Annotated in this window: 8 protein-coding genes; 1 reads left to right on the forward strand and 7 read right to left on the reverse strand. The window is 73.9% G+C overall.

Annotated features, from left to right (window positions below):
- The first annotated feature begins 220 nt into the window (after positions 1 to 220).
- Positions 221 to 676 (forward strand): ASCH domain-containing protein, encoded by a 456-nt coding sequence (locus ACIGW4_RS16360; protein ID WP_399581060.1) that lies wholly within the window; start codon positions 221 to 223, stop codon positions 674 to 676.
- 138 nt (positions 677 to 814) lie between these two features.
- On the opposite strand, the gene ACIGW4_RS16365 is transcribed toward ACIGW4_RS16360, so the two are convergent.
- The 7 genes from ACIGW4_RS16365 to ACIGW4_RS16395 all read right to left on the reverse strand — a co-directional run bounded on the left by ACIGW4_RS16365 (position 815) and on the right by ACIGW4_RS16395 (position 22912).
- Entirely contained in the window at positions 815 to 1930 is a 1116-nt protein-coding gene (locus ACIGW4_RS16365; protein WP_399581063.1) for a hypothetical protein, read from the reverse strand.
- Positions 1931 to 2538: 608 nt separating this feature from the next.
- Entirely contained in the window at positions 2539 to 8031 is a 5493-nt protein-coding gene (locus ACIGW4_RS16370; protein ID WP_399581065.1) for a condensation domain-containing protein, read from the reverse strand.
- A gap of 113 nt (positions 8032 to 8144) precedes the next feature.
- A complete protein-coding gene (locus ACIGW4_RS16375) occupies positions 8145 to 10016 on the reverse strand; it encodes an amino acid adenylation domain-containing protein (RefSeq protein WP_399581067.1) in 1872 nt (623 codons plus the stop codon).
- A gap of 7 nt (positions 10017 to 10023) precedes the next feature.
- Positions 10024 to 11058 (reverse strand): TauD/TfdA family dioxygenase, encoded by a 1035-nt coding sequence (locus tag ACIGW4_RS16380; protein ID WP_399581069.1) that lies wholly within the window; start codon positions 11056 to 11058, stop codon positions 10024 to 10026.
- Between the two features lie 47 nt (positions 11059 to 11105).
- Positions 11106 to 11891, reverse strand: coding sequence for a thioesterase II family protein (locus tag ACIGW4_RS16385; protein WP_123458295.1), 786 nt, complete (start codon positions 11889 to 11891; stop codon positions 11106 to 11108).
- Positions 11891 to 21418 (reverse strand): amino acid adenylation domain-containing protein, encoded by a 9528-nt coding sequence (locus tag ACIGW4_RS16390; RefSeq protein ID WP_399581072.1) that lies wholly within the window; start codon positions 21416 to 21418, stop codon positions 11891 to 11893. Before ACIGW4_RS16390 ends, ACIGW4_RS16385 begins: the two co-directional genes overlap by 1 nt.
- 147 nt (positions 21419 to 21565) lie before the next feature.
- Positions 21566 to 22912 (reverse strand): helix-turn-helix domain-containing protein, encoded by a 1347-nt coding sequence (locus tag ACIGW4_RS16395; protein WP_359589649.1) that lies wholly within the window; start codon positions 22910 to 22912, stop codon positions 21566 to 21568.
- Positions 22913 to 23099 lie beyond the last annotated feature (187 nt).

The raw sequence follows: 23099 nt of genomic DNA on the forward strand, positions 1-23099 counted from the left end.
CGCCCCGGCAACTCCGACCGGCAGAAGTTCCTTGCCGGGAGCTGCCGGTGGCGGGCCGCCGGGCCCCGCACGGGCCCGCACCTCGCCGGCGGGCGCCTCGGGCGGCCCGCTCCGCGCGGTACCCGCGCCCTGCGGGGCGCCCCCCGTCCGTGCGGCCGTTCCCCCGTCACGGCCGGTCGGTCGCGTCGGCGGGGACGCGCGACGACGTTAGGGTCGTCGTATGGCCATCGACCCAGCTCCGAGCATGGATCCCACCTTGCTGCCCACGACGCGGTTCGCCTTTCCGGGACCCCTGCGCGACCGGCTCGTCGCAGCGGTCCTCGACGGATCCAAGACCGCGACCACCGCACTCCTCGCCGAGTACGAGCAGGAGGGCGAGCCGCTGCCGTCCATCGGCCGGCACTCGGTCGTGGTCGACTCCGAGGATCGTCCCGTGGCGATCATCGAGGTGACGGAGGTGCGCGTCGTGCCCCTGGGCGAGGTGGACGTCGCCCACGCGGTGGCCGAGGGCGAGGGCAGCGCCACCGTCGCGGAGTGGCGGGCGGACCACGAGGAGTTCTGGCACGGCGAAGAGGTGCGACGCGCTCTGGGAGACCCCGGGTTCACCGTCCACGACGCCACGCCGGTGGTCCTGGAGCACTTCCGCGTCGCCGCTCGTCTGCCCGCCCCGGCCTGACCGACCGCTGCTGCGCCCCGGGGCGTCGCTGTCCTCACCGTCCTCGCGTCACGAAGGGTCACGCGTGCGACGGTGCCCGGCCGGACGGTCCGGTCCGGGCCGCCCGGGTGGGCGGACCGGACCGGGAACGGTACGTGCTCACGCGGCGTCGTCGACGGGGGGCTCGTCGAAGTCGCCCTCGCCGAAGCCCTCCTCCGGCATCATGGCGCCGGCGAAGCCGCCCATGATCTCCTCCAGGTCCAGCTCGGTGGCTCCGGCCGGGGCCTCGGGCTTGACGCCCCCGCCCGTCTTCAGCACCAGGCCGAACTTCTTGACCTCGGCGTTCTCGGCCAGCTTGGCGAGGTCGACGCGCACCTCGGCCAGCTCGCCGTTATCGAGCGTGAAGTCGGCCGTCACCTTGGCGTCGGGGACGTCCTTCAGGTCCTTGTCCGACGGCAGGTCCACGCCGGGCGGCAGGCCCTTGACCAGCGGACGGATCTCGCCGAGCAGTTCCCCGACCAGGGTGCGGAACGGAGCCGTGGCGGTGATGTGCTCGGTGCCGTCCTCGTCCCCGGCGGTCTTGAACTCGACCTCACGGGCGACGACCTCGCGGAGGGCCTCGGTGAGCTTCTTCTGGGTCTTGGCGTCGAGGGTGGGGGCCGGGGACGGCGCGGCGCCGGGCTCCTGGCCCATCTCCCGGCCGGCCTTCTCCATCTCCTTGGTGTCGAACACGACCCACTTGCCCTCCAGTGCCTTCTTGAGGCCCTCGGCCCCCGGCGGCAGCTGGTCGGCGCCCGGCAGGGGGGCACCCATCGTCTTGCTGAGGGCCTTGACGTCCGACCGGACGTAGGTGCGGTCACCGACGGCCCGGTACTCGACGAGGTCGCCGTCGGGGGAGCTGACCTTCACGGCCGTACCGACGAAGTCCTTCCCCTCGGAATCGGCGATCGGCTTCTTCGACTCCACCGTGACGCTGACCTTCAGACCGCTGATCAGCTCGGCGGCCTCGTCCGGGATCTCCTCGCCGGGCTCCGGGTCCGACGCGGCGTCCATCCGCTTGAGGGTCTCGGCGTCGACGTCCAGGTCCAGCTCGAAGGAGATCGACTTCTCCCTGCCGAGTTCCTCGAAGGCCTTGTCCAGCTTCTGTCCGGCGGACAGCTGCTCCACCGTGCCGCAGGCGGCCGAGCCCGCCAGGACGGCGCCGACGACTGCGGTGGCGATGAGGGTCTTGCGTATGGCGGTGATGATGGTCTCCTCGTGGATGCGATCACCCATGTGATCGTCAAGGAGACTCGCGACTCCGCCGGAAGGTTGCCCCGCCGCACCCGTTTTCTCACCACCGGCCCCGGGCCCACCGAACACGCGCTCCCCCACCCTACGGGCCCGCCCCCGGCGGGACGGCACCCCGCCCGTGGGGCCCACGCCTGCCGGAGCGGCTCCCCCTGCCCGTGTGGGGCCCGCCCGCCGGGGCGGTGCCCCCGTCCACCCGCCGTGTGCCCGCGCCCGTGCTGGGCGTTGCTCCCTGCCCGTGTGGGCCCGCGCCCGCCGGGGCGGCTCCCACCCGCCGTGTGGGCAATCGTCCCGCTGGGGCGGGACGGGTGGGCACACGGGACGGCGCCCATCAGCGGCGCCTCCGCGTCCCGCGCCTGAACCCGCACCCTACGTGTGCCGCACAGCCCGGTGCGGGTTCAGGCGCATCAGCCTCGGGCGCCGGCAGGGCGCGGGTCCGTTGTGCCCACCCGTCCCGCCCCAGCGGGACGATTGCCCACACGGCGGGTGGGAGCCGCACCGGCGGGTGCGCGCCCACAGCGAGGGGGGTGGGCGCCGCCTCGGTGGAACGACTGTCCACAACCGCGCGGGCGCCGTCCCGGTCGGCGCGGGGGTCAGTCGGGGCGGCGGGTTCCCGCTGTCGTGCGGCGGCGTAGGGCCGGGGCCGCCGGCGCCCCGGCGGACGCGGGTGCGGGTGCGGCGGCCAGGCGCCCGGCCAGGCCCGCCGCCGTCGGGTTGCGGAAGACGTCCCGCAGGGTGAGGTCCTGGCCGAACTCGGCGCGGATCCGGTTGAGGAGCCGTACCGCGAGCAGCGAGTGCCCGCCCGACTTGAAGAAGTTGTCGTCCCGGCCGAGGGGGCGGCCGTCGAGGACGTCCCGGAAGAGCCCGAGGAGGCGTTCCTCCCGGGCGTCCGGGCCCGCCGCCGGGCCCGCCGTCTCGGGGAGGACGTCGGCGTGGGCGCCGGGCGCGGGGAGCCGGGGCACGACGACGACGCGGGCGGGGGCCAGGTACTCGGGCAGCCGTTCGGCGGCCCAGCGGCGCAGTGTCGTCTCGTCGGCGCCCCCGGGGAGGCGGGTGACGTAGGCGTACAGCCGGTCGTCGCGGACGGCGACGGCCGCTCCGGTCACGTGGGGGTGGCGGCCGAGCACGTCCTCGACGTGGCCGGGTTCCACCGGGTAGCCGCCGGCGGTGAGGGTGGCCACGGGCCGCAGGCTCCCGTCGGCGCGGGCGTAGGCCTTGCGGCCGGTGGCGCGCAGGCCGCCGCCGGGGGTCCGTTCGTGGACCTCGCCGGGCACGCGTACGGGCGCGGGCAGTCCCCGCTCGTCCAGGACGGTGTCGCGGCCCGCCGGGGCCGCCGGGCCGTACGGCGTCGCGGAGAGCGCGGTGCCGGGGTCGGCGGCGAGGGCGTCGAGGGTCTCGGTGAGGCGCCGGGCCAGGAGGGCGGCGGTGTCGGCGTCGTAGAGGGCGGTGGCGTATTCCAGGGCGCCTCGCAGGCCGGCCGGTCGGCCGTCCGCGTCGACGAGTTCGGTGAGCGCGAAGGTGAGGTCGGACTTGGCGCCGACCGCGCTGAACGCGACCGGTTCGCCGTCGAGGACGGACGGGGCTCCGGACCCGGTGGCCGCCGCGTGCACCTGCAGCATCACCTGGACGAGGGGGGCGTGGGCGGCGGAGCGGTGCGGGCTGAGGTGTTCGACGAGGCGGTCGAAGGGGAGGTCCTGGTGGCTGTAGGCGGCGAGGCCGGATGCGCGGACCCGGTGCACCAGCTCGGTGAAGTCGGGGTCGCCGGAGGTGTCGGTGCGCAGGACCAGGGTGTTGACGAAGAAGCCGACGAGCGGGTGCAGGGCGTCGTCCGCGCGGCCGGCGACGGTGGTGCCGATGGCGATGTCGGTGCCCGCGCCGTGCCGGGTGAGGAGGGCGGCGAGGGCGGCCTGCACGACCATGAAGAGGGTGGCGCCGTTGCTCCGGGCGTGGCGCAGCAGGGCCCGGTGGGTGGCGGGGCCGACCTCGAAGGGGGTGAGGGCGCCGGCACCGTCGCTCTCGGCGGGGCGCGGCCGGTCGGTGGGCAGGGCGAGGAGCGGCGGCAGTCCATCGAGGGCCTTGCGCCAGTACGCCAGCTGCTCTGCTCCGACGCCGTGTTCGCCGTCGAGGAGGTCGTGCTGCCAGAGGGTGTAGTCGGTGTACTGGACGGGCAGCGGCGCCCAGTCGGGGGCGCGGCCCTCGGCGCGGGCGCGGTAGGCGGTGTCGAGGTCGGCGAGCAGGCAGTTCGTCGACCAGCCGTCGCCGGCGATGTGGTGGACGAGGAGCACCACGGTCTGGCCGCCGTCGCCGTCCGTCACCAGTGCGGCCCGGAAGGGGATCTCGGTCTCCAGGTCGAAGACGTGCCCGGCGGCGGCGTCGACGGCCGCGCGGACGGCGTCGGGGCCGTCGGCCCGGACCTCCTGGAGCTCGGGTGTCGCACCGGTCAGCACCTGCTGGTACGGCTCGCCGTCCGCCGTCCGGTACACGGTGCGCAGCACCTCGTGCCGGTCGGCGACGTCCGCCAGGGCGGCGGCCAGGACGGCCGGCTCGACGGGGCGGTGCAGTCGGGTCACGACGGGGATGTTGTAGGTGGCGCCGGGGCCTTCGAGGCGGCCCAGGAACCAGAGGCGGAGCTGGGCGGCGGACAGGGGGACGCGTGCGGGGCGGAGCGCTTCGGGGACGGCCCGCAGCGGGGGGCGGGCGGGTCCGTCGCCCTGTTCGCCGAGGCGGCGGAGGAGCTGCCGGGGGGTCGGGGCGAGGAAGACGTCGCGGATGGCGGCCTGGAGGCCGAGGGCTCCGCGGACGCGGTTGGTGAGCTTGCCGGCGAGCAGGGAGTGCCCGCCGAGCTTGAAGAAGTTGTCGTCGGGCAGCACTTCGTCCCGGTCGAGGACTTCGGCGAAGAGGCCGCGGAGGATCTCCTCGCGGGGGTCCGTCGCGGAGCGCGTCCCCGTCCCCCGGCCGTCCCGGGAGGTGGTGCGCCCGCCCTCGTCGGAGGCGTGGGCGAGGGCGCGCGCGAGTGCGTCGTGCCGGCGGTCGAGGCCCCGGCGCTCCTCGGCGGTGAGCAGGCCGACCTCGCTCAGCGGTGTGTCCTCGGCCCGCTCGGCGAAGGCCGTGAGGGCGCGTTGGAAGAGCGCCAGGAGGATCCGTGCGGTGTCCTCGTCGTACAGGTCGGTCGCGTAGTGCAGGCCGAGGAGGACTCCCCCGGGTTCGCCGCCGGTGTCGTGCGTCTCGACGCAGTGGAAGGCGAGGTCGAACTTGGCTCCGGCGAGGTCGGCGCCGTCCGTCACGCCGGTGAGGGGGCCGAGGCGGACGGTCGTGTCCCGCGTGGTCTGCGCGCTGACCATCACCTGGAAGAAGGGGTGCCTGCCGAGGGACCGTTCGGGGTTGAGGTCCTCGACCAGGAGGTCGAAGGGGAGGTCGTCGTGGGCGAGGGCCGCCAGGTCCCCGTCCCGGACGCGCCGTACGAGTTCGGCGAGGGTGGGGTCGCCGGACAGGTCGGTGCGCAGGGCCAGGGTGTTCACGAAGAACCCGACGAGGTCGTGCAGGTCCTGTTCGGGCCGGCCGGCCACCGCCGTGCCGACGACCACGTCCTCGCCCGCGCCCGCCGCCCGCAGGGCGAGGGCCAGCGCGGTCCGGACGACCATGAAGAACGTGACCCGGCGGCCGCGGGCGACAGCGGCGAGCGCCTTGTGGGCGAGGGCGTCCAGTTCGGCCGTCACGACCGCGCCCCGGTGGCTGGGCTCCGTGGGCCGGGGCCGGTCGGCGGGCAGCCGCGTCTCGGCCGGGATCCCGTCCAGGGCCTTGCGCCAGTACGCCAGCTGACCCTCGCGGACGCCGTGTTCGCCGTCGAGGAGGTCGCGCTGCCAGAGGGTGTAGTCGGTGTACTGGACGGGCAGCGGCGTCCAGTCGGGGGCGCGGCCCTCGGCGCGGGCGCGGTAGGCGGTGTCGAGGTCGGCGAGCAGGGCGCCGACGGACCAGCCGTCCGTCGCGATGTGGTGGATCGAGAGGACGAGGACCGCCGTGCCGTCCGCGACCGTGAACAGCTTGGCCCGCAGGGGGAGTTCGCGGGTCACGTCCAGCGGGATGCCGGCGAATTCGGTCGCCCGCGCCCGCGCGTCCTCCGGTGCGGCGCACTCCTCGACCTCGATCCGCACGTCCGGGGCGTCCAGGACCAGCTGGTACGGCTCTCCGTCCCGTACCGGATAGATCGTCCGCAGCACCTGGTGACGGCGCGTCACGTCCCGTACGGCCGCCTCCAGGACGGTCGTCTCGGGCCGGGCGTCCAGGGTGAGCACCATGGGCGCGTTGTACGCCGAGGAGGGGCCTTCCAGGCGGCCCAGGAACCACAGGCGGCGCTGGGCGTACGAGAGGGGGACCGGGTCGGGGCGCCGGTCGTCCGGCACCGGCCGCAGGGCCGGACGGCGGGGCCCGTCTCCGCGCGCCCCGAGGCGGCGGAGGAGCTGCCGGGGGGTGGGGGCGAGGAAGACGTCGCGGATGGCGGCCTGGAGGCCGAGGGCCCCGCGGACGCGGTTGGTGAGCTTGCCGGCGAGCAGGGAGTGCCCGCCGAGCTTGAAGAAGTTGTCGTCGGGGCGTACGTCGTCGCGGTCCAGGATCTCGGCGAACAGGCCGTTCAGGATCTCCTCGCGGGGGTCCCCGACGGAGCGGGGCTCGGCCTTGTCCCGTGGGGTGGCGGCGCGGGTCCGTGCCGCCTCGGAGAGGGCCCGGTGCCGGCGGTCGAGGGCGGTGTGCTCGTCGTCCGTGAGGAGTTCGATCCGGCTGAGGGGGGTGTCGTGCCGTTCCTCGGCGAAGGCCGCCAGCGCGCGCCGGAACAGGGTGAGCAGGAGTCGCGCGGTGTCCTCGTCGTACAGGTCGGTCGCGTACTGCAGTCCGAGGAGCACCCCGCCCGGCTCGCCCCGGCCGTCGAGGGTCTCCTGGCAGTGGAAGCTCAGGTCGAACTTGGCGGTGGCCAGGTCCGCGTCGTCGAGGACGGCGGGGACGGTCCCGAGCCGGACGGTGTCGTCCCCCCGGGTCTGCGCGCTCAGCATGACCTGGAAGAACGGGTGGCGGCCGAGGGAGCGTTCGGGGTTGAGGTCCTCGACGAGGAGGTCGAAGGGCAGGTCCTCGTGCGCGAACGCGATCAGGTCCGTCTCACGGACGCGGTCCACGAGCGCGCCGAGGCCGGGGTCCCCCGAGAGGTCGGTGCGCAGGGCCAGGGTGTTCACGAAGAACCCGACGAGGTCGTGCAGGTCCTCTTCGGGCCGGCCCGCCACCGGGGTGCCGACGACCACGTCCTCGCCCGCGCCCGCCGCCCGCAGGGCGAGGGCCAGCGCGGCCCGGGCCACCAGGAAGAACGTGCCCCGCCGGGAGCGCGCCAGGGAGGCGAGGGCCCGGTGGACGCCGGCGTCCAGATCCGTCGAGACCACCGCGCCCCGGTGGCTGGGTTCCGTGGGCCGGGGCCGGTCGGCGGGCAGCCGCGTCTCGGCCGGGATCCCGTCCAGGGCCTTGCGCCAGTGGGCGAGCTGCTCGTGCGCGGTGCTGTCGGGGTCCTCGGGGTCTCCGAGCATGTCCCGCTGCCACAGGGCGTAGTCCGCGTACTGGACGGGCAGCGGCGTCCAGTCGGGGGCGCGGCCCTCGGCGCGGGCGCGGTAGGCGGCGTCGAGGTCGGCGAGCAGGCAGCCCACCGACCAGCCGTCCGTGGCGATGTGGTGCACGAGGAGCACCAGGACGGCCGTCCCGTCGTCGGCCGTGAACAGCCTCGCCCGGAGCGGGAGTTCGCGCGTCACGTCCACAGGGGTCCGGGCGAACGCCGTCGTCCGGGCCGTGACGTCCTCGTCCGCGCCGCACTCCTCCACGTCGAAGCGTACGTCGGCGTCGTCGAGGATCTTCTGGTGCGGCTCCTCGTCCAGGGCCGGGTACACGGTCCGGAGCACCTCGTGACGCTCCACCACGTCCCGTACGGCCGCCCGGAGCGCGGCCGGGTCGGGCGTCGACCCCAGCCGGAGGACCACCGGCGCGTTGTAGGCCGAGGAGGAACCCTCCAGCCGGTTCAGGAACCACAGGCGGCGCTGGGCGTAGGACAGGGGGATCACGGTTGCTGCTCCTCGTGGGTGGCGGGGGCGGGCGGGTGGACCGGCGACAGGGGCCGCGGGGGCGGGACGGACCGCGGTGCAGACGGGGACCGCGGTGCGGGGACGGACCGCGGTCAGGCATCCCGGGCGGCCGACAGCTCCTCGATGTGGGCGGCGAGGTCGCGCAGTCGCGGGTGGGTGTACACGGCCTTGACCGGGAGCGCCACGGACAGTTCGCTCCGCACGCGGGAGACCAGCTTGATGGCGAGCAGGGAGTGGCCGCCGAGCTTGAAGAAGTTGTCGTCCGGGCCGATCGACGCGGCGCCGAGGACCTGTGTCCACACGCGGGCGATCAGCTCTTCGGCCCGGCCGTTCAAGCCCTCGGCGCCGGCGGCCTCGGCCTCCGTCTCCGCCGGGGCTTCGAGTCGGGCGGCCAGCGCGGCCCGGTCGAGCTTGCCGCTGGGCGTCGTGGCGAAGCGGTCCACGGCGACGAACGCGCTGGGCACCATGTAGGAGGGCAGGCCCTCCGTGAGCGCGGCACGCAGGGCGGTGGCGTCCCCGCCCCGGTGGTAGGCGATCAGGCAGGCGGTGCCGCCGGCGTCCTCGCCGAGGATCACGGCCGCCTCGGCGACACCGTCGACCCGGGTGAGGGCGGCCTCGATCTCCGGGAGCTCGATGCGGTGTCCGCGCAGCTTGACCTGGCCGTCGGCGCGGCCGAGGTAGACGAGCCGGCCGTCGGGCAGCAGCCGGCAGCGGTCGCCGGTGCGGTACATGCGGCCACCGGGGGCGTCCTCGGCGAGGTCGGCGACGAACCGTTCCGCCGTCAGTCCGGGCCGACGCCGGTAGCCACGGCCCACGCGCGGGCCCGCGAGATACAGCTCGCCGGACTCCCCCGGCCCGACCGGGACGAGCTTCTCGTCGAGCAGGCGCATCCGGAGCCCCGGCAGGACGGCGCCGATGTGCGGCTCCCCCGGCCCGTCGATCCAGCCGGCGGTGGAGTCGACGGTGCACTCGGTCGGCCCGTACACGTTGAGCGCGCGCAGCAGTCCGGAGCGGTGGGCGGCGGCGAGCCTGTCCCACAGCGCCGGGCTGATCGCCTCGCCGCCGACGAGGAGGGTCAGCGGGCGCGGGCCGCCGTCCTCGGTGAGCAGGTCGAGGAGGGGGTCGGCGTGCGAGGGGGTGATGTCCAGGTCGGTGAGGGCCTGCTCGTCGACGAAGGCGGCGAGCAGGGACGGGTCGCGGCGGGTCTCCTCGTCGATCATGACGAGGGTGTCGCCCCGGCAGATCCGCGTCCACTGCTGCACGGAGGCGTCGAACGACGGGGAGGCGTTCCAGCCGACCCTGCGCCCCTCGCCGGTGGCGGCGCCCGCCTCCTCCAGCTCCTTCAGCAGCAGGGAGGCGGCGCCGCGGCCGATCTCCACGCCCTTCGGGCGGCCGGTGGATCCGGAGGTGTAGATGACGTAGGCCAGGGTGTCCGCGGTGACGGGGACCGGCGCGTACGGGGCCGGGGCGGGGCCGTCGCTCGGGGCGGCCGTCAGCTCGGCGGCCGTCACGGCCCGGACGCCGGGCGCCGGAGAGCCATCCGCACCGTCCACGACCACCAGGTCGGCGCCGGAGTCCTCGACGAGGTAGCGGCGGCGGTCGGCGGGCAGCGCCGGATCGACCGGCAGGTAGGCGGCGCCGGCGGTGAGCGTGCCGATGATCGCGGTCACCAGGGCGGCGCCCCGGGGCAGGCAGAGCGCCACGACGCTCTCGGGGCCGACGCCGAGGGCGGCGAGCCGGGCGGCGACGGCGGCGGCCTCGGCGCGGAGCTCGTCGAAGGTGAGGCGGTCGTCGCCGGCGACGACGGCGGTGCGCCCGCCGGGGGCGGTGGCGAGCCGGGCGAGGAGGTCGGCCGCTCCGGTACCGGCGGCGGCGCAGGTGCCGCAGGCGCAGGGGTCCGCGACGGCCGGGAGGGCGGGAACGGCAGGGGCGGCGGCGGGGCGCTCGGGGAGGACGGCGGTCATGGCGGGCTCACCTTCCGTACAGGGTGGTGGAGGGGGCGGTGGTCGGGGAGCAGTCGGACAGCCGTACCGGCTCGCCCATGGCGACGAGGATCTTCCGGTCGCCGGTGTACGACTCCCGGCCGTGCGCGCAGAGGATGTTGTCGACGAGCATCAGGTCGCCGGCCTGCCAGCTCTCCCGCAGCGTGACCGCCTGGTACACGTCGTTGATCGCGTCCACCTCGGCGTCGGTGAGGGCGGTGCCGTCGCCCAGACGGGTGTCGAAGGGCAGGCCGTCCGTGCCGAACGTGTCGGTGAGGACCTCGCGGACGTCCTCGTCGAGGCTGCGGGCGTTCCAGAACGCGAAGTGGTTGAACCAGGACCGCTCGCCCGTCACCGGGTGGGTGATGATCGCGGAGCGGCGCTGCCGGGTGCGCAGGGTGTCCTCGTCGAGCCACTCGTAGCCGATCGCGTGGGCGTCGCAGTACTCCTCGGCACCCGCCGGCTCCTCCGAGGAGAAGGCCTTGCGCCAGGGCATCCCCGCGAGGTCGGAGTAGTTGCGGACCAGCAGCCAGCCGGCCTCGGCGAACCGGTCGACCAGGTCCCGCGGGAGCATCGCGAGCGCCCGGCGCATGTCGCCGACGGTGGTCGCGCCGCCGGTCTCGGGGGCGGTGACGCAGCCGAAGAGCAGCACGCCGGGGAAGTCCAGGGTGTAGCTGTTCTCGTTGTGCAGGCGGATCGCCTGGGCGGCCGGGAGGTCGGTGGACGAGAAGACCCCTTCGCCGAAGTCGCTGCGCGGGGTGGCCTTCTCCTTGTAGCCCGCGCGCCGGGCGATCAGCGCGTCCCGCGCCTCGGCGAACGTCTCCGTGTCCGTCACCGGAAGTCCGCGCAGCATGACCGCGCCGGAGCGGTGCAGTTCGGCCCGGATGGCGGGCAGCCGGTCCGACAGCCAGGCGGTGGCCTCCGCCATGGTGTCGAAGGCGGGCGTCTCGACGAGGGCCGGCTTGCCGGGCTCCCGGACGACGGTGATGCCGGCGGTGGCCGGACTCTGGGCGTACGTGGTCATGGTGGTCTCCTCGTAATGCCTCGGTGGGCAGGGAAGTTGACGGAAATTCAGGCGTTGCTGGGGGCGGAGGCGTGCAGGGTCTCCAGGACCGGGTTCAGGCGGGCGAAGAAACCGGGCAGGTCCTGCTGGAAGTAGAAGTGGTCGCCGGTCAGCACCTGGGGCACCACCGGGTGGCCGGCCACCAGGGACCAGCCGTCGAGCATGTCGACGGGGACGATCGGGTCGGCGTCCCCGCCGAACACCGCGACCGGGCAGTCGAGCCGTACGGCCGGGGCGGTGCACCGGTAGGCGTCGTCGATGGCGAAGTCCGCGCGGATGGACGGCAGGACGATCTCGCGGAGCTCCTCGTCGTCGAGGATGCCGTCGTCGGTGCCGCCGCGCTCCTTGATGGCCGCGACCAGCTGGTCGTCGTCCAGCCGCTCCGGGTGCACCGGGCACTGGTTGGGCAGCACCGGCGCCCGGCAGGCGGAGGCGATCAGGCCCCGCGGGGTGCGGCCGACGGCCTGCAGGGCGCGGGTCACCTCGAAGGCGACCAGGGAGCCCATGCTGTGCCCGAGCACCACCAGGTCACCGGTGTCCGCGGGGAGCGCGTCGACCACGGGCAGCGCCAGGTCGTCGACGGACTCGGGCAGGTCCTCGCTGAAGCGGGCGCCGCGCCCCGGGTACTGGCCGACGAGCAGCCGCACGTCGGCCGGGAGGTGCTCGCGCCAGGCGCTGTACGCGTGCGCGTTGCCTCCGGCGTGCGGGAGCACGAGCAGCGACAGGCGGTGCGGCAGGTCGCCCGGCAGGTCCCAGACGACGTCCTCGGGGGCGGGGGTCGGGGAGGTGTTCATCAGCTGATCCGTTCTGTCGCGGTGGCGGTCTGAGCGGCGGTCCCGGTCGTGACCGCCTCGGTCTCGGCGCGGCGCCGGAGGGCGGGACGGGCCTTCCTCGCCGGCGCGGCCTTCAGGGATTCGATGTGCTCGGCGAGCCGGGCCGGGGTGGGGTGCTGGAAGACGTCGCGGATGGTGAGCCGGACGTCGAGGGCCCCGGCGATGTGGTTGGTGAGACGGGCACCCAGGAGGGAGTGCCCGCCGTGGTGGAAGAAGTCGTCGTCGACGGTGAGGTCGGCGGTGGTGTCGAGGGTGCGGGCGAAGAGGGCAAGCAGGGTCTCCTCCAGCGGGGTGCGCGGGGCACGGCCGGTGGAGGCGACGGGGGCCGGCTCGGGCAGGGCCCGCTTGTCGACCTTGCCGTTGGGGGTCAGGGGCAGACGGTCGAGGACCACGAGATGGGTGGGGACGAGGTGCTCGGGCAGCCGGTCCGCCACGTGCCGGCGGATCTCCTCGGAGTCCGTCCGGTCGCTGATGACCACGTACGCGGCGAGCTGTTCGTGGTGAACGGTGACGACGGCCTGGGTGACGGCCGGGTGGGTCAGGAGCGCGGCCTCGGTCTCACCGGGCTCGACCCGGAAACCACGGATCTTGATCTGGTCGTCCGCCCGCCCGTCGTAGTGCAGCCGCCCGTGCCGGTCGAAGCGGGCCAGGTCCCCCGTCCGGTACAACCGCTCACCGGCCGCCCCGAAGGGATTCGGTACGAAACGGGTGGCGGTCAGATCGGACCGGCCCAGGTAGCCGTGGGCGAGGCCGTCACCGGTCAGGTACAGCTCACCGGTCACCCCCGGCGCACACAGGTTCAGGTGTGCGTCGAGAACGTATCCAGCCTTGTTGACCAGCGGCGAGCCGATCGGGATCACCACGTCGTCGGATTCCACGGTGTACGTGGTCGTGAAGCCCATGGACTCGGCCGGCCCGTAGCCGTTGACGACCCTGATACCCGGCCTGAGCCGCTGGAGCTTGTGCACGTGCGCCGGGGAGGCCGCCTCACCGCCGGTGAAGGCGACCGTCACCGTCTCGAACGCCTCCGGGTGCTCGTCGACCAGGAAGTTGAACAGGCTGGCCGACAGCTGGAGCATCGTCACCCCGTGCTCACGGGACAACTCACCGATCAACACCGGCTCCGGCCGCTGCCCCGGCTGCAACACCGTCGCACCGCCGTGCAGCAACGCACCCCAGAACTCCAGGCTGAACGCGTCCCACGACACCGGCGAACACTGCAGGAACACCTCATCCGGACCGAACCCGCCGTACGACTGGCCCGACACCGTCGACACCAGGTTCCGGTGCGACGACAGGATGGCCTTCGGCCGGCCCGTCGAACCCGACGTGAACATCAGGCAGGCGGAGTCATCGGGTCCGAGCGGCAGGCCGAGGTTCCCGGGGTTGCGGGAGAGGAGTTCGCCGGGGGCCTCGGTGTGGGTCTGCCACGGCCCGTCGACCCGGCCCGCGAGGGCCGGCGCGGTGACGAGGTGGCTGATGCCGGCGTCGGTCGCCGCCGAGCGGAGCCGCTCGTCCGGGAAGTCCGGGTCCAGGAGCGTGTACCCCGCCCCGGCCTTGACCACGGCGACGACCGCCGCGGCGAACTCCACCCCACGCTCCAACAGCACGCCCGCCATGTCGCCTCTCCCCAGGCCGTGGGCGCGCAGGTGGTGGGCCCACCGGTTGGCCATCGCGTTCAGCTCCGCGTACGACACCTCGCGGGCCCCGTCGAGCAGTGCCGTCGCCTCCGGGCGGCGGGCCACCTGCTCCTCGAACCGCTCCACAAGGGTGGCGTCGCCCACCTCGGCGACGGTCCCCGCCCACGGGCCGGTCAACAGCTCGCGCTCAGAGCCCGACAGCACCTCCAGGGAGGAGAGCGGCAGGGCGGGATCGTCGAGCACCTGGGCCAGCACCCGGCCGAGCACCGACGCCATGCGCCGCACCGAGCCCTCGTCGAACAGCTCGGCCGCGAAGACGATCGCGCCGTGCAGGCCCCGGCTGTCGTCGGAGCGGAGCAGGAACTCCAGGTCGAACTTCGCCGCCCCGTTCACCAGGCCGGAGACCTCGGCGGTACGGACGCCGGGAAGGCTCAGCTCCGGAACGCCGCCCACTTCGAGTCCCAGACAGATCTGGAAGAGCGGATGGCGCGAGAGGCTCCGGGTGGGGTTGACCGCTTCGAGGACCAGGTCGAACGGGGCCTCCTGGTGCGCGAACGCGTCCAGGTCCGCCGTACGCACCCGTCCCAGCAGTTCACGGAAGCTCGGATCGCCGGCACTGCTGGTCCGCAGCACCAGCGTGTTCACGAAGAACCCGACCAGATCCTGCAACGACCGCTCGCCACGCCCCGCGACCGGGGTGCCGATCGCCAGGTCGGCCCCCGCACCCAGGCGGGTCAGCGCGGCGACCAGGGCGGCGTGCACCACCATGAAGGGCGTGCAGCCCTCCGAGCGGGCGAGGACCGCGATGCGTGCGAACAGGTCCTCCCCGAGGTCGAGCTCGACCTGTCCGCCCCGGTGGGAGGCCCTGGCCGGCCTCGGCCGGTCCAGGTTCAGCCCGTGCTCCTCCGGAAGCCCCGCCAACGCCCCACGCCAGAAGCCCAGCTCCCGGCCCAGCACGCTCCCCGGATCGTCCGCCGCACCCAGCACCCGACGCTGCCAGACCGCGTAATCCGCGTACTGGACGCTCAACGGCTCCAGAACCGAGCCCCCGGCTCCTGCGACACGCGCCTCGTAGGCCCGCTGGAGGTCCGCGAAGAACACCGCGTTCGACAGACCGTCCGTCGCGATGTGATGCACCACCAACGACAGCACCACCACGCCATCGCCCAGCTCGAACACCACCGCCCGCAAAGGAAGCTCCGTGGCCAGTTCGAAGACACGACCCGCCAGCTCCGTCAGCGCCGCGTCGAGTTCGGAGGCGGCGACATGTCGTCGTTCCACCGCCACGCGGGCCCGCTCCGGCGGCAGGACCCGCTGACGCGGCTCGCCGTCCACCGACTCGAACACCGTCCGCAGCGGAGCGTGCCGCCCCACCACATCACCCAGTGCCCGCTCCAGCGCCCCGACATCCAGCCCGCCCTCACACCGCACCACCATCGGCACGTTGTACGCCGCGCTGTCCCCCTCCAGCTCCGCCAGCAACCACAACCGCCGCTGCGCGAACGACACCGGAGCGGTCTCACCCGCCCCCTCCCCCGCCACCAGCGGCGGGAGGGCTTCTCCCCCGCCTTGCCCGGCGACCAGTTCCGCGAGGCCGGCGACCGTCGGGCGTCCGAAGACGTCCCGGATCGTCAGCCGTACGCCGAACGCCTCGGCGATGTGGTTCGTCAGCCGGGCCGCGAGCAGCGAATGCCCGCCGTGGTGGAAGAAGTCGTCGTCGACGGTGAGGTCGGCGGTGGTGTCGAGGGTGCGGGCGAAGAGGGCGAGCAGGGTCTCCTCCAGCGGGGTGCGCGGGGCGCGGCCGGTGGAGGCGACGGGGGCCGGCTCGGGCAGGGCCCGCTTGTCGACCTTCCCGTTGGGGGTCAGGGGCAGGCGCTCCAGAACGATGACGTGCGTCGGCACGAGATGATCGGGCAGCCTGTCCACCACGTGCCGGCGGATCTCCTCGGGCTCCGTCCCGCAGTCGGTGACCACGTACGCGGCGAGCTGTTCGTGGTGGACGGTGACGACGGCCTGGGTGACGGCCGGATGGGTCAAAAGTGCGGCCTCGGTCTCACCGGGCTCGACCCGGAAACCACGGATCTTGATCTGGTCGTCCGCCCGGCCCTCGTACAGGAGGCGTCCGTCCCGGTCGAAGCGGGCCAGGTCCCCCGTCCGGTAGAGCCGGCTGCCGGGCGGGCCGAAGGGGTTCGGGACGAACCTGGTGGCCGTCAGATCGGACCGGCCCAGGTACCCGTGGGCCAGACCGTCACCCGCCAGATACAGCTCACCGGTGACACCCGGCGCACACAGGTTCAGACGGGTGTCCAGAACGTATCCGGCCTTGTTCACCAGCGGCGAGCCCACCGGTATGAGCGCGTGGGGCTCCTCGCCGGGCTCGATCGTGTGCGTCGTGGTGAAGCCCATGGACTCGGCCGGTCCGTAGCCGTTGACGACCCTGATCCCGGGCTTGAGCCGCTGGAGCTTGTGCACGTGTGCCGGGGAGGCCGCCTCACCGCCGGTGAAGGCGACCGTCACCGTCTCGAACGCCTCCGGGTGCTCGTCGACCAGGAAGTTGAACAGGCTGGCCGACAGCTGGAGCATCGTCACCCCGTGCTGACGGGACAACTCACCGATCAACACCGGCTCCGGCCGCTGCCCCGGCTGCAACACCGTCGCACCGCCGTGCAGCAGCGCACCCCAGAACTCCAGGCTGAACGCGTCCCACGACACCGGCGAACACTGCAGGAACACCTCATCCGGACCGAACCTGCCGTACGACTGGCCCGACACCGTCGACACCAGGTTCCGGTGCGACGACAGGATGGCCTTCGGCCGGCCCGTCGAACCCGACGTGAACATCAGGCACGCCACGTCGTCGGCGCTCAGTTCCGTGCCGAGGTTCTCGCCGCCGAGGTCCGCCAACTGCTCGGAGGAGCAGGAGGCCGTGTCCCAGGGGCCGGTGAGGCGGTCGGCGAGGCCGGGCTCCGCGACCAGGACGCCGATGCCGGCGTCGGTCGCCGCCGAGCGGAGCCGCTCGTCCGGGAAGTCCGGGTCCAGGAGCGTGTACCCCGCGCCCGTCTTGAGGACCCCGATCACCACCGCCGCGAACTCCGCTCCACGACGCCAGAGCACACCCGCCATGTCGCCGCGGCCCAGGCCCCGGGAGCGGAGGTGGCGGGCCCAGCGGTTGGCGGCGGCGTTGAGCTCGGCGTACGTGACCTCTCCGGCCCCGTCGACGAGCGCGACCCCGTCGGGGAACCGTGCCGCCTGCTCCTCGAACCGCTCGACGAGGGTGGCGTCGCCCACCTCGGCGACGGTCCCCGCCCACGGGCCGGTCAGCAGCTCGCGCTCCGCCTCCGACAGGACCTCCAGGTCCGACAGGCGCCGGTCCGGCTCGTCGAGGGCCTGGGTCAGCACCTCACCGAGGACGGTCACCATCCGGCGTACCGTGATCTCGTCGAAGAGTTCCGCCGCGAAGAGCACGGTGGCCCGCAGCTCCTTCTCGTCGTCGGAGCGGAGGAAGAACTCCAGGTCGAACTTGGCGGATCCGCTGGAGACCTTCTCCACGGGGCCCGTCCGGACTCCGCTCGGCTCGAAGGCGGGGCCGCCGTCGGTCTCCAGGCCGAGGCTGATCTGGAAGAGGGGGTGGCGCGAGAGGCTCCGGGTGGGGTTGACCGCTTCGAGGACCAGGTCGAACGGGGCCTCCTGGTGCGCGAACGCGTCCAGGTCCGCCGTACGCACCCGTCCCAGCAGTTCACGGAAGCTCGGGTCGCCGGCACTGCTGGTCCGCAGCACCAGCGTGTTCACGAAGAACCCGACCAGATCCTGAAGTTCCGGCTCGCCGCGCCCTGCGGCCGGTGAACCGATCGCCAGGTCCGTCCCCGCACCGAGTCTCGTCAGGGCCGCGACCAGGGCGGCGTGCACCACCATGAAGGGCGTGCAGCCCTCGGCCCGCGCGAACGCGGCCACCCGCTCGAAGAGGTCCTCTCCGAACCCGACCTCGACCTGTCCGCCCCGGTGGGAGGCCCTGGCCGGCCTCGGCCGGTCCAGGTTCAGCCCGTGCTCCTCCGGCAGACCTCCCAGCGCCCCACGCCAGAAGCCCAGCTCCCGGCCCAGCACGCTCCCCGGATCGTCCGCCGCACCCAGCACCCGACGCTGCCAGACCGCGTAATCCGCGTACTGGACGCTCAACGGCTCCAGAACCGAGCCCCCGGCTCCTGCGACACGCGCCTCGTAGGCCCGCTGCAGATCCCCGAAGAACACCGCGTTCGACAGACCGTCCGTCGCGATGTGATGCACCACCAACGACAGCACCACCACGCCATCGCCCAGCTCGAACACCACCGCCCGCAAAGGAAGCTCCGTGGCCAGATCGAAGACACGACCCGCCGCCGCGGCCAACTCCCCCGCAAGCGCGCCGGCCTCGACGCGGCGTCGTTCCACCGCCACACGTGCCCGCTCCGGCGGCAGGACCCGCTGACGCGGCTCACCGTCCACCGACTCGAACACCGTCCGCAGCGGAGCGTGCCGCCCCACCACATCACCCAGCGCCCGCTCCAGCGCCCCGACATCCAGCCCGCCCTCACACCGCACCACCATCGGCACGTTGTACGCCGCGCTGTCCCCCTCCAGCTCCGCCAGCAACCACAACCGCCGCTGCGCGAACGACACCGGAGCGGTCTCACCCGCCCCCTCCCCCGCCACCAGCGGCGGGACGGTCCCTACGCCGGTCTGTCCGCCCAGCAGTTCCGCGAGCCCCGCGACCGTCGGGCGTCCGAAGACGTCCCGGATCGTCAGCCGTACGCCGAACGCCTCGGCGATGTGGTTCGTCAGCCGGGCCGCGAGCAGCGAATGCCCGCCGAGGGCGAAGAAGCTGTCGTCGATGCCGATCGGGCCGGGGAGCTCCAGGGTCCTGCCGAACAGCGCGGACAGGGTCTCCTCGGTCTCGTCGCGCGGGGCGCGGGTCGTTCCCAGGACCGTCGTCGGTGCCGGGAGCGCCCGCTTGTCGATCTTTCCGTTGGGTGTGACGGGCAGGCGGTCGAGTGTGGTGAGGTACGTGGGGACGAGGTGCTCGGGCAGCCGTTCGGCGACGTGCCGGCGGATCTCGTCGGGATCCGTCTGACGGCCGACGACGACATACGCGGCCAGTCTCTTCTCGTGGACGGTGACGACGGCCTGGGTGACGGCCGGGTGGGTCAGGAGGGCGGCCTCGGTCTCTCCGGGCTCGATGCGGAAGCCCCGGATCTTGATCTGGTCGTCCGCCCGGCCCTCGTACAGGAGGCGTCCGTCCCGGTCGAAGCGGGCCAGGTCCCCCGTCCGGTAGAGCCGGCTGCCGGGCGGGCCGAAGGGGTTCGGGACGAACCTGGTGGCGGTCAGGTCGGACCGGCCCAGGTAGCCGTGGGCGAGGCCTTCGCCCGCCACGTACAGCTCGCCCGTCACTCCCGGGGGGCACAGGGCGAGCCGGGCGTCCAGGACGTAGGCCGGCTTGTTGACCAGCGGGGTGCCGATCGGGATCACCGGGTGGGGTTCGTCGCCGGGCTCGACGGTGTGGGTGGTGGCGTAGATCATGACCTCGGCGGGTCCGTAGCCGTTGAGGACGGTGATGCCGGGCCTGAGCCGCTGGAGCTTGTGGACGTGCGCCGGGGAGGCGGCCTCGCCGACCGTGAAGGCGGTGGTGACGGTGTCGAAGGCTTCGGGGTGTTCGTCCGTCAGGTAGTTGAAGAGGGTGGCGGACAGCAGGAGCGTCGTGACGCGGTGGCGGCGGGCCAGCTCGGTCACGAGGGCCGGTTCGGGCTTCTGTCCGGGCTGGAGGACCGCCGTGCCGCCGTGGAGGAGCGCTCCCCAGAACTCCAGGCTGAACGCGTCCCAGGACACGGGTGAGCACTGGAGGTAGACCTGCTCCGGGCCGGTGGGGAGGTAGGGCTGGCCGATCAGGGTCGACACCAGGTTGCGGTGGGAGGACAGGATGGCCTTCGGGCGGCCCGTCGAGCCGGAGGTGAACATCAGGCAGGCGGGGTCGTCGGGGCGGAGCGGCAGGCCGAGGTTGCCGGGGTGGTGGGACAGGAGTTCGCCGGGGGCCTCGGTGTGGGTCGCCCAGGGGCCGTCGACGCGTCCGGCGAGCGCCGGGCGGGTGACGAGGTGGCTGATGCCGGCGTCGGCCGCCGCCGAGCGCAGTCGGTCGTCGGGGAAGTCCGGGTCCAGGAGGACGTGGGCGGCGCCGGTCTTCAGGACGGCGAGCAGGGCGGTGGCGAAGCGGGTCCCGCGTTCGAGGAGGACCCCGGCCATGTCCCCGCGGCCCAGGCCCCGGGAGCGGAGGTGGCGGGCCCAGCGGTTGGCGGCGGCGTTGAGCTCGGCGTACGTGACCTCTCCGGCCTCGTCGACGAGCGCGACCCCGTCGGGGAACCGTGCCGCCTGCTCCTCGAACCGCTCCACCAGCGTGGTGTCCACGACGTCCGTCACCGGCCCGGCCCACCGGCCCGTCAGCAGCTCGCGCTCCGCCTCCGACAGGACGTCGAGGTCGGCGACGCCGCGTTCGGTCGGGCGTTCCGTGGCGAGGACGGCGGTGAGGAAGGCGGCGAAGCGGTCCTGGTGTGCGGCGACGGCGGTGACGTCGACGCCGTCGACGGGGGTGTCGAAGTCGATGCGCAGGCCGTTCGCGGCGCCGAGGTCGAGCACGGCGACGCTGAGGTCGTCGACGGGGCCGTTGCTCACGTTGTGGTTGACGGTGGGGTGGCCGCAGACGGTGAGCTCCCCGTGGAAGCCCATGATGTTGAGGACGGGCGCGGCCAGTCTCCGGGAGCCGTCGACGACGCCGGCGTCGCGGCAGAGGTCCTCGTACCGGGTGAGCTGGTGGCGCAGTCCGTGCTTGACCTCGGCTCCCACCGAGCGGACCAGGGCGCCGAGCGAGTCCTCGGGGTCGATCCGGATCCTCAGCGGGACCACGTTCGACGACATGCCCGGGGTGGTGCGGGCGAGCCGGGTCGTCCTGCCGGTGACCGGGAGGGCGATCATCAGCTCCGTGCGTCCGGTGACGCGGTGGAGGTAGGCCGAGAACAGGGCCACGAGGAGGACGGACCAGGTGGCGCGCTCGCCGCGGGCGACCGAGCGGAGCCGGTCGGCGTCCGCCGGGGAGACCCGTACGCTGCGCCGGGCGAAGGGCAGGCCGCCGTGTGCGGGCGTCGCCCGTCCGGTGCCCCGGACGAGGCCGGCGGGTGCGTCGGGGGCGCCGGCGAGGTGCTCCCGCCAGGCGGCGCGCTCGGCGGCGGCCTCCTCGGACCGTCGGTACTCGGCGTCCTCGGCGAGCAGTTCCGGCAGGCTTCCGAACGGGGAGGGTCCCCAGGCTTCGCCCGCGACGGCCTGCTCGTACAGCTCGATCAGCCGGGCGAGCGCCATCGAGACGCCCACGCCGTCGACGACCAGGTGGTGGAATCCGTAGAAGTAGAAGTACCTGTCCTCGGCGAGCTTGATCAGGGCGCAGCGGACCGGCGGCCGGCCGGTGAGGTCGAAGGGGGCGCGGATCAGTGCGTCGACGATCCGCCGGGCCTCGGCCTCGGGGTCGTCCGCGGTGCTCACGTCGGTGAAGGGCAGGGTGCGGGTTCCGGCGTCGGTGTCGACCAGTTGCCACACCTGCTCGCCGTCGTCCTCGAAGCGGCTGGTGCGGAGGAAGTCCGCCTCCTCGACGAGGCGGCGCCAGGCCGTGGCCATCAGGTCCGGGTCCACGGGACCGTTGATCTCGCGGCACTCGGCGACGTTGTACTTCACGCCGGTGGGGTCGAGGGCGTGTGCCGTCCAGATGTCACGCTGGGCCACCGAGAGCGGCAACCGGACGGCAGCCGGAGCGGGTGCGACGGGCGTGTCGAACGGCATGAGGGGCTCCTGTGGAGGTCACGGCGGAGGAGGGGGAGGGAGAGCGGCGTGGGCTCGGGCGGGGCAGTCGCCATACAACCCGTGGGCCGGGGCGGGGAGCGGCAGTTGCTCCGGCGGTACGCCAGCGGTTCGGCGGTGGAGCGGCAGTCAGGCGGCAGCGGTTCCGGCAGTCGTGTCCGCCGCGAGGGCGCGCACCACGCCCAGCACGCGGAACGCGGAGCGGCCGCCGTCCGTGCCGGACCGGATCACGCCGCTGACCAGTAGGTCGCGGACCATGCGGCCGCAGTGCGGCAGGGGCATGTCGGTCAGCCGGACGACGTCCTCCAGCACGAACGCGTCCTCGTTCGCGGCGCACAGCGCGCCGATCAGCCGCCGGTGGCCGTCGGGGAGCGCGGCGAGCGTGCGGGCGACGCGCTCGCGCAGGCGGGAGCCGGACCGGCCGTCGGCGAGGTGGTCGAGGAGGGGCGCCGGATCGGACTCGACGATGCCGCGCAGCGTGGTCAGGTCGCAGACGGTGAGCCAGGAGGCCGCGGCGGCGAGCGCGAGCGGGTGGCCGTCGAGGCGGTGGCTGACCCAGGCGATGTCGGCGAGGACGCGTTCGTCGGGAACGATGTCGGGGCGGACGTGGCGGAGGCGGCTGAGGAAGAAGCGTGCGGCGGGCGCGTCGGGGCGGATGCCGTCGGAGGGGTCCGGTGCCTCCAGCGGGGAGAGGAGGAAGAGGCGTTCGCCGGGGACGTTCCAGGGTTCGTCGGCGGTGACGAGGAGGCGGAGTCCGGGCAGCTCGCGCAGGAGCCGGCTCAGGCGGTGGAAGTCGAGGAGTGCGGTGTCGACGCCGTCGAGGACGAGGAGCACCGGGCGGTCGCCGAGCACGCCGGCCAGGTCGGGGGCCAGGTCGTCGGCCTGCCCGTCGCCGTGGAGGAAGGCGGCGCAGTCGGCCGTCAGGGCGGCGAGCCGGCCGTCGCAGGCCGGCAGGCAGTCGGCGACCGCCCCGGGGGCGGTGTGCCACAGCACCGGGAAGCCGGCGTCGTGCAGCCGGGCCGCCGCCTCCAGGGCCAGTCTCGTCTTGCCGACGCCGCTCAGTCCGACGACGGTGATCAGGCGTTCGGTTCCGGAGCGCAGTTCCTCGGTGAGGACGGTGGTTTCGGCGGCTCTCTCGATCAGCGGGTGCAGCGGTACGGGCGGGGCCGGGCGCTCGGCGGCGAGGTCACCGGGTCCGACGCCGCCCCGGTGTCCGTGTCCGCGCCGCACCGCGTCCTCCAGGGCCGTGCGGGCGCGGGGGCCCAGGCGCAGGCCGTCGGCGATCAGCCGGATCGTGTCGGCTCTCGGCCGCTGTGCCTTCCCCTTCTCCAGGTCGCGGATGGCGCGGACGCTGATGGTGGAGAGGTCCGCCAGCTCCTGCTGGGTCAGGCCGATGCGAAGCCGATGGCCGCGTATGAGGGTGCCGAGTGCGGCGGTGGCCGTCACGGTGTCCTCGGGGGAGAGACCGGTCGTCATGAGAAGCTCCCGCTCGTCGAGTTGGGGCGGGCCTTCCGTCGGCGCCCGGTCGGGCCGCCGGCCGGGGCTTCGCCTCGCCGTCTGCTGGGATCCATCGTCCGGACGCGACTATTCAGGGGGCATCCCGGCACTAAGGGCGGGCGACGGGGTGGTGATAGCGGTCCGGGGCCCCGTGATAGCGGTGCGG

Source organism: Streptomyces sp. NPDC053513 (assembly GCF_044544765.1).
GTDB lineage: Bacteria > Actinomycetota > Actinomycetes > Streptomycetales > Streptomycetaceae > Streptomyces > Streptomyces litmocidini.

Excerpts from the sequence above, each read along its gene's own strand:
- ACIGW4_RS16395 (WP_359589649.1), bottom strand. The coding sequence starts at position 22,912 with ATGACGACCGGTCTCTCCCCCGAGGACACCGTGACGGCCACCGCCGCA.
- ACIGW4_RS16385 (WP_123458295.1), bottom strand. The coding sequence starts at position 11,891 with ATGAACACCTCCCCGACCCCCGCCCCCGAGGACGTCGTCTGGGACCTG.
- ACIGW4_RS16360 (WP_399581060.1), top strand. The coding sequence starts at position 221 with ATGGCCATCGACCCAGCTCCGAGCATGGATCCCACCTTGCTGCCCACG.
- ACIGW4_RS16390 (WP_399581072.1), bottom strand. The coding sequence starts at position 21,418 with ATGCCGTTCGACACGCCCGTCGCACCCGCTCCGGCTGCCGTCCGGTTG.
- ACIGW4_RS16375 (WP_399581067.1), bottom strand. The coding sequence starts at position 10,016 with ATGACCGCCGTCCTCCCCGAGCGCCCCGCCGCCGCCCCTGCCGTTCCC.
- ACIGW4_RS16380 (WP_399581069.1), bottom strand. The coding sequence starts at position 11,058 with ATGACCACGTACGCCCAGAGTCCGGCCACCGCCGGCATCACCGTCGTC.
- ACIGW4_RS16365 (WP_399581063.1), bottom strand. The coding sequence starts at position 1,930 with ATGGGTGATCGCATCCACGAGGAGACCATCATCACCGCCATACGCAAG.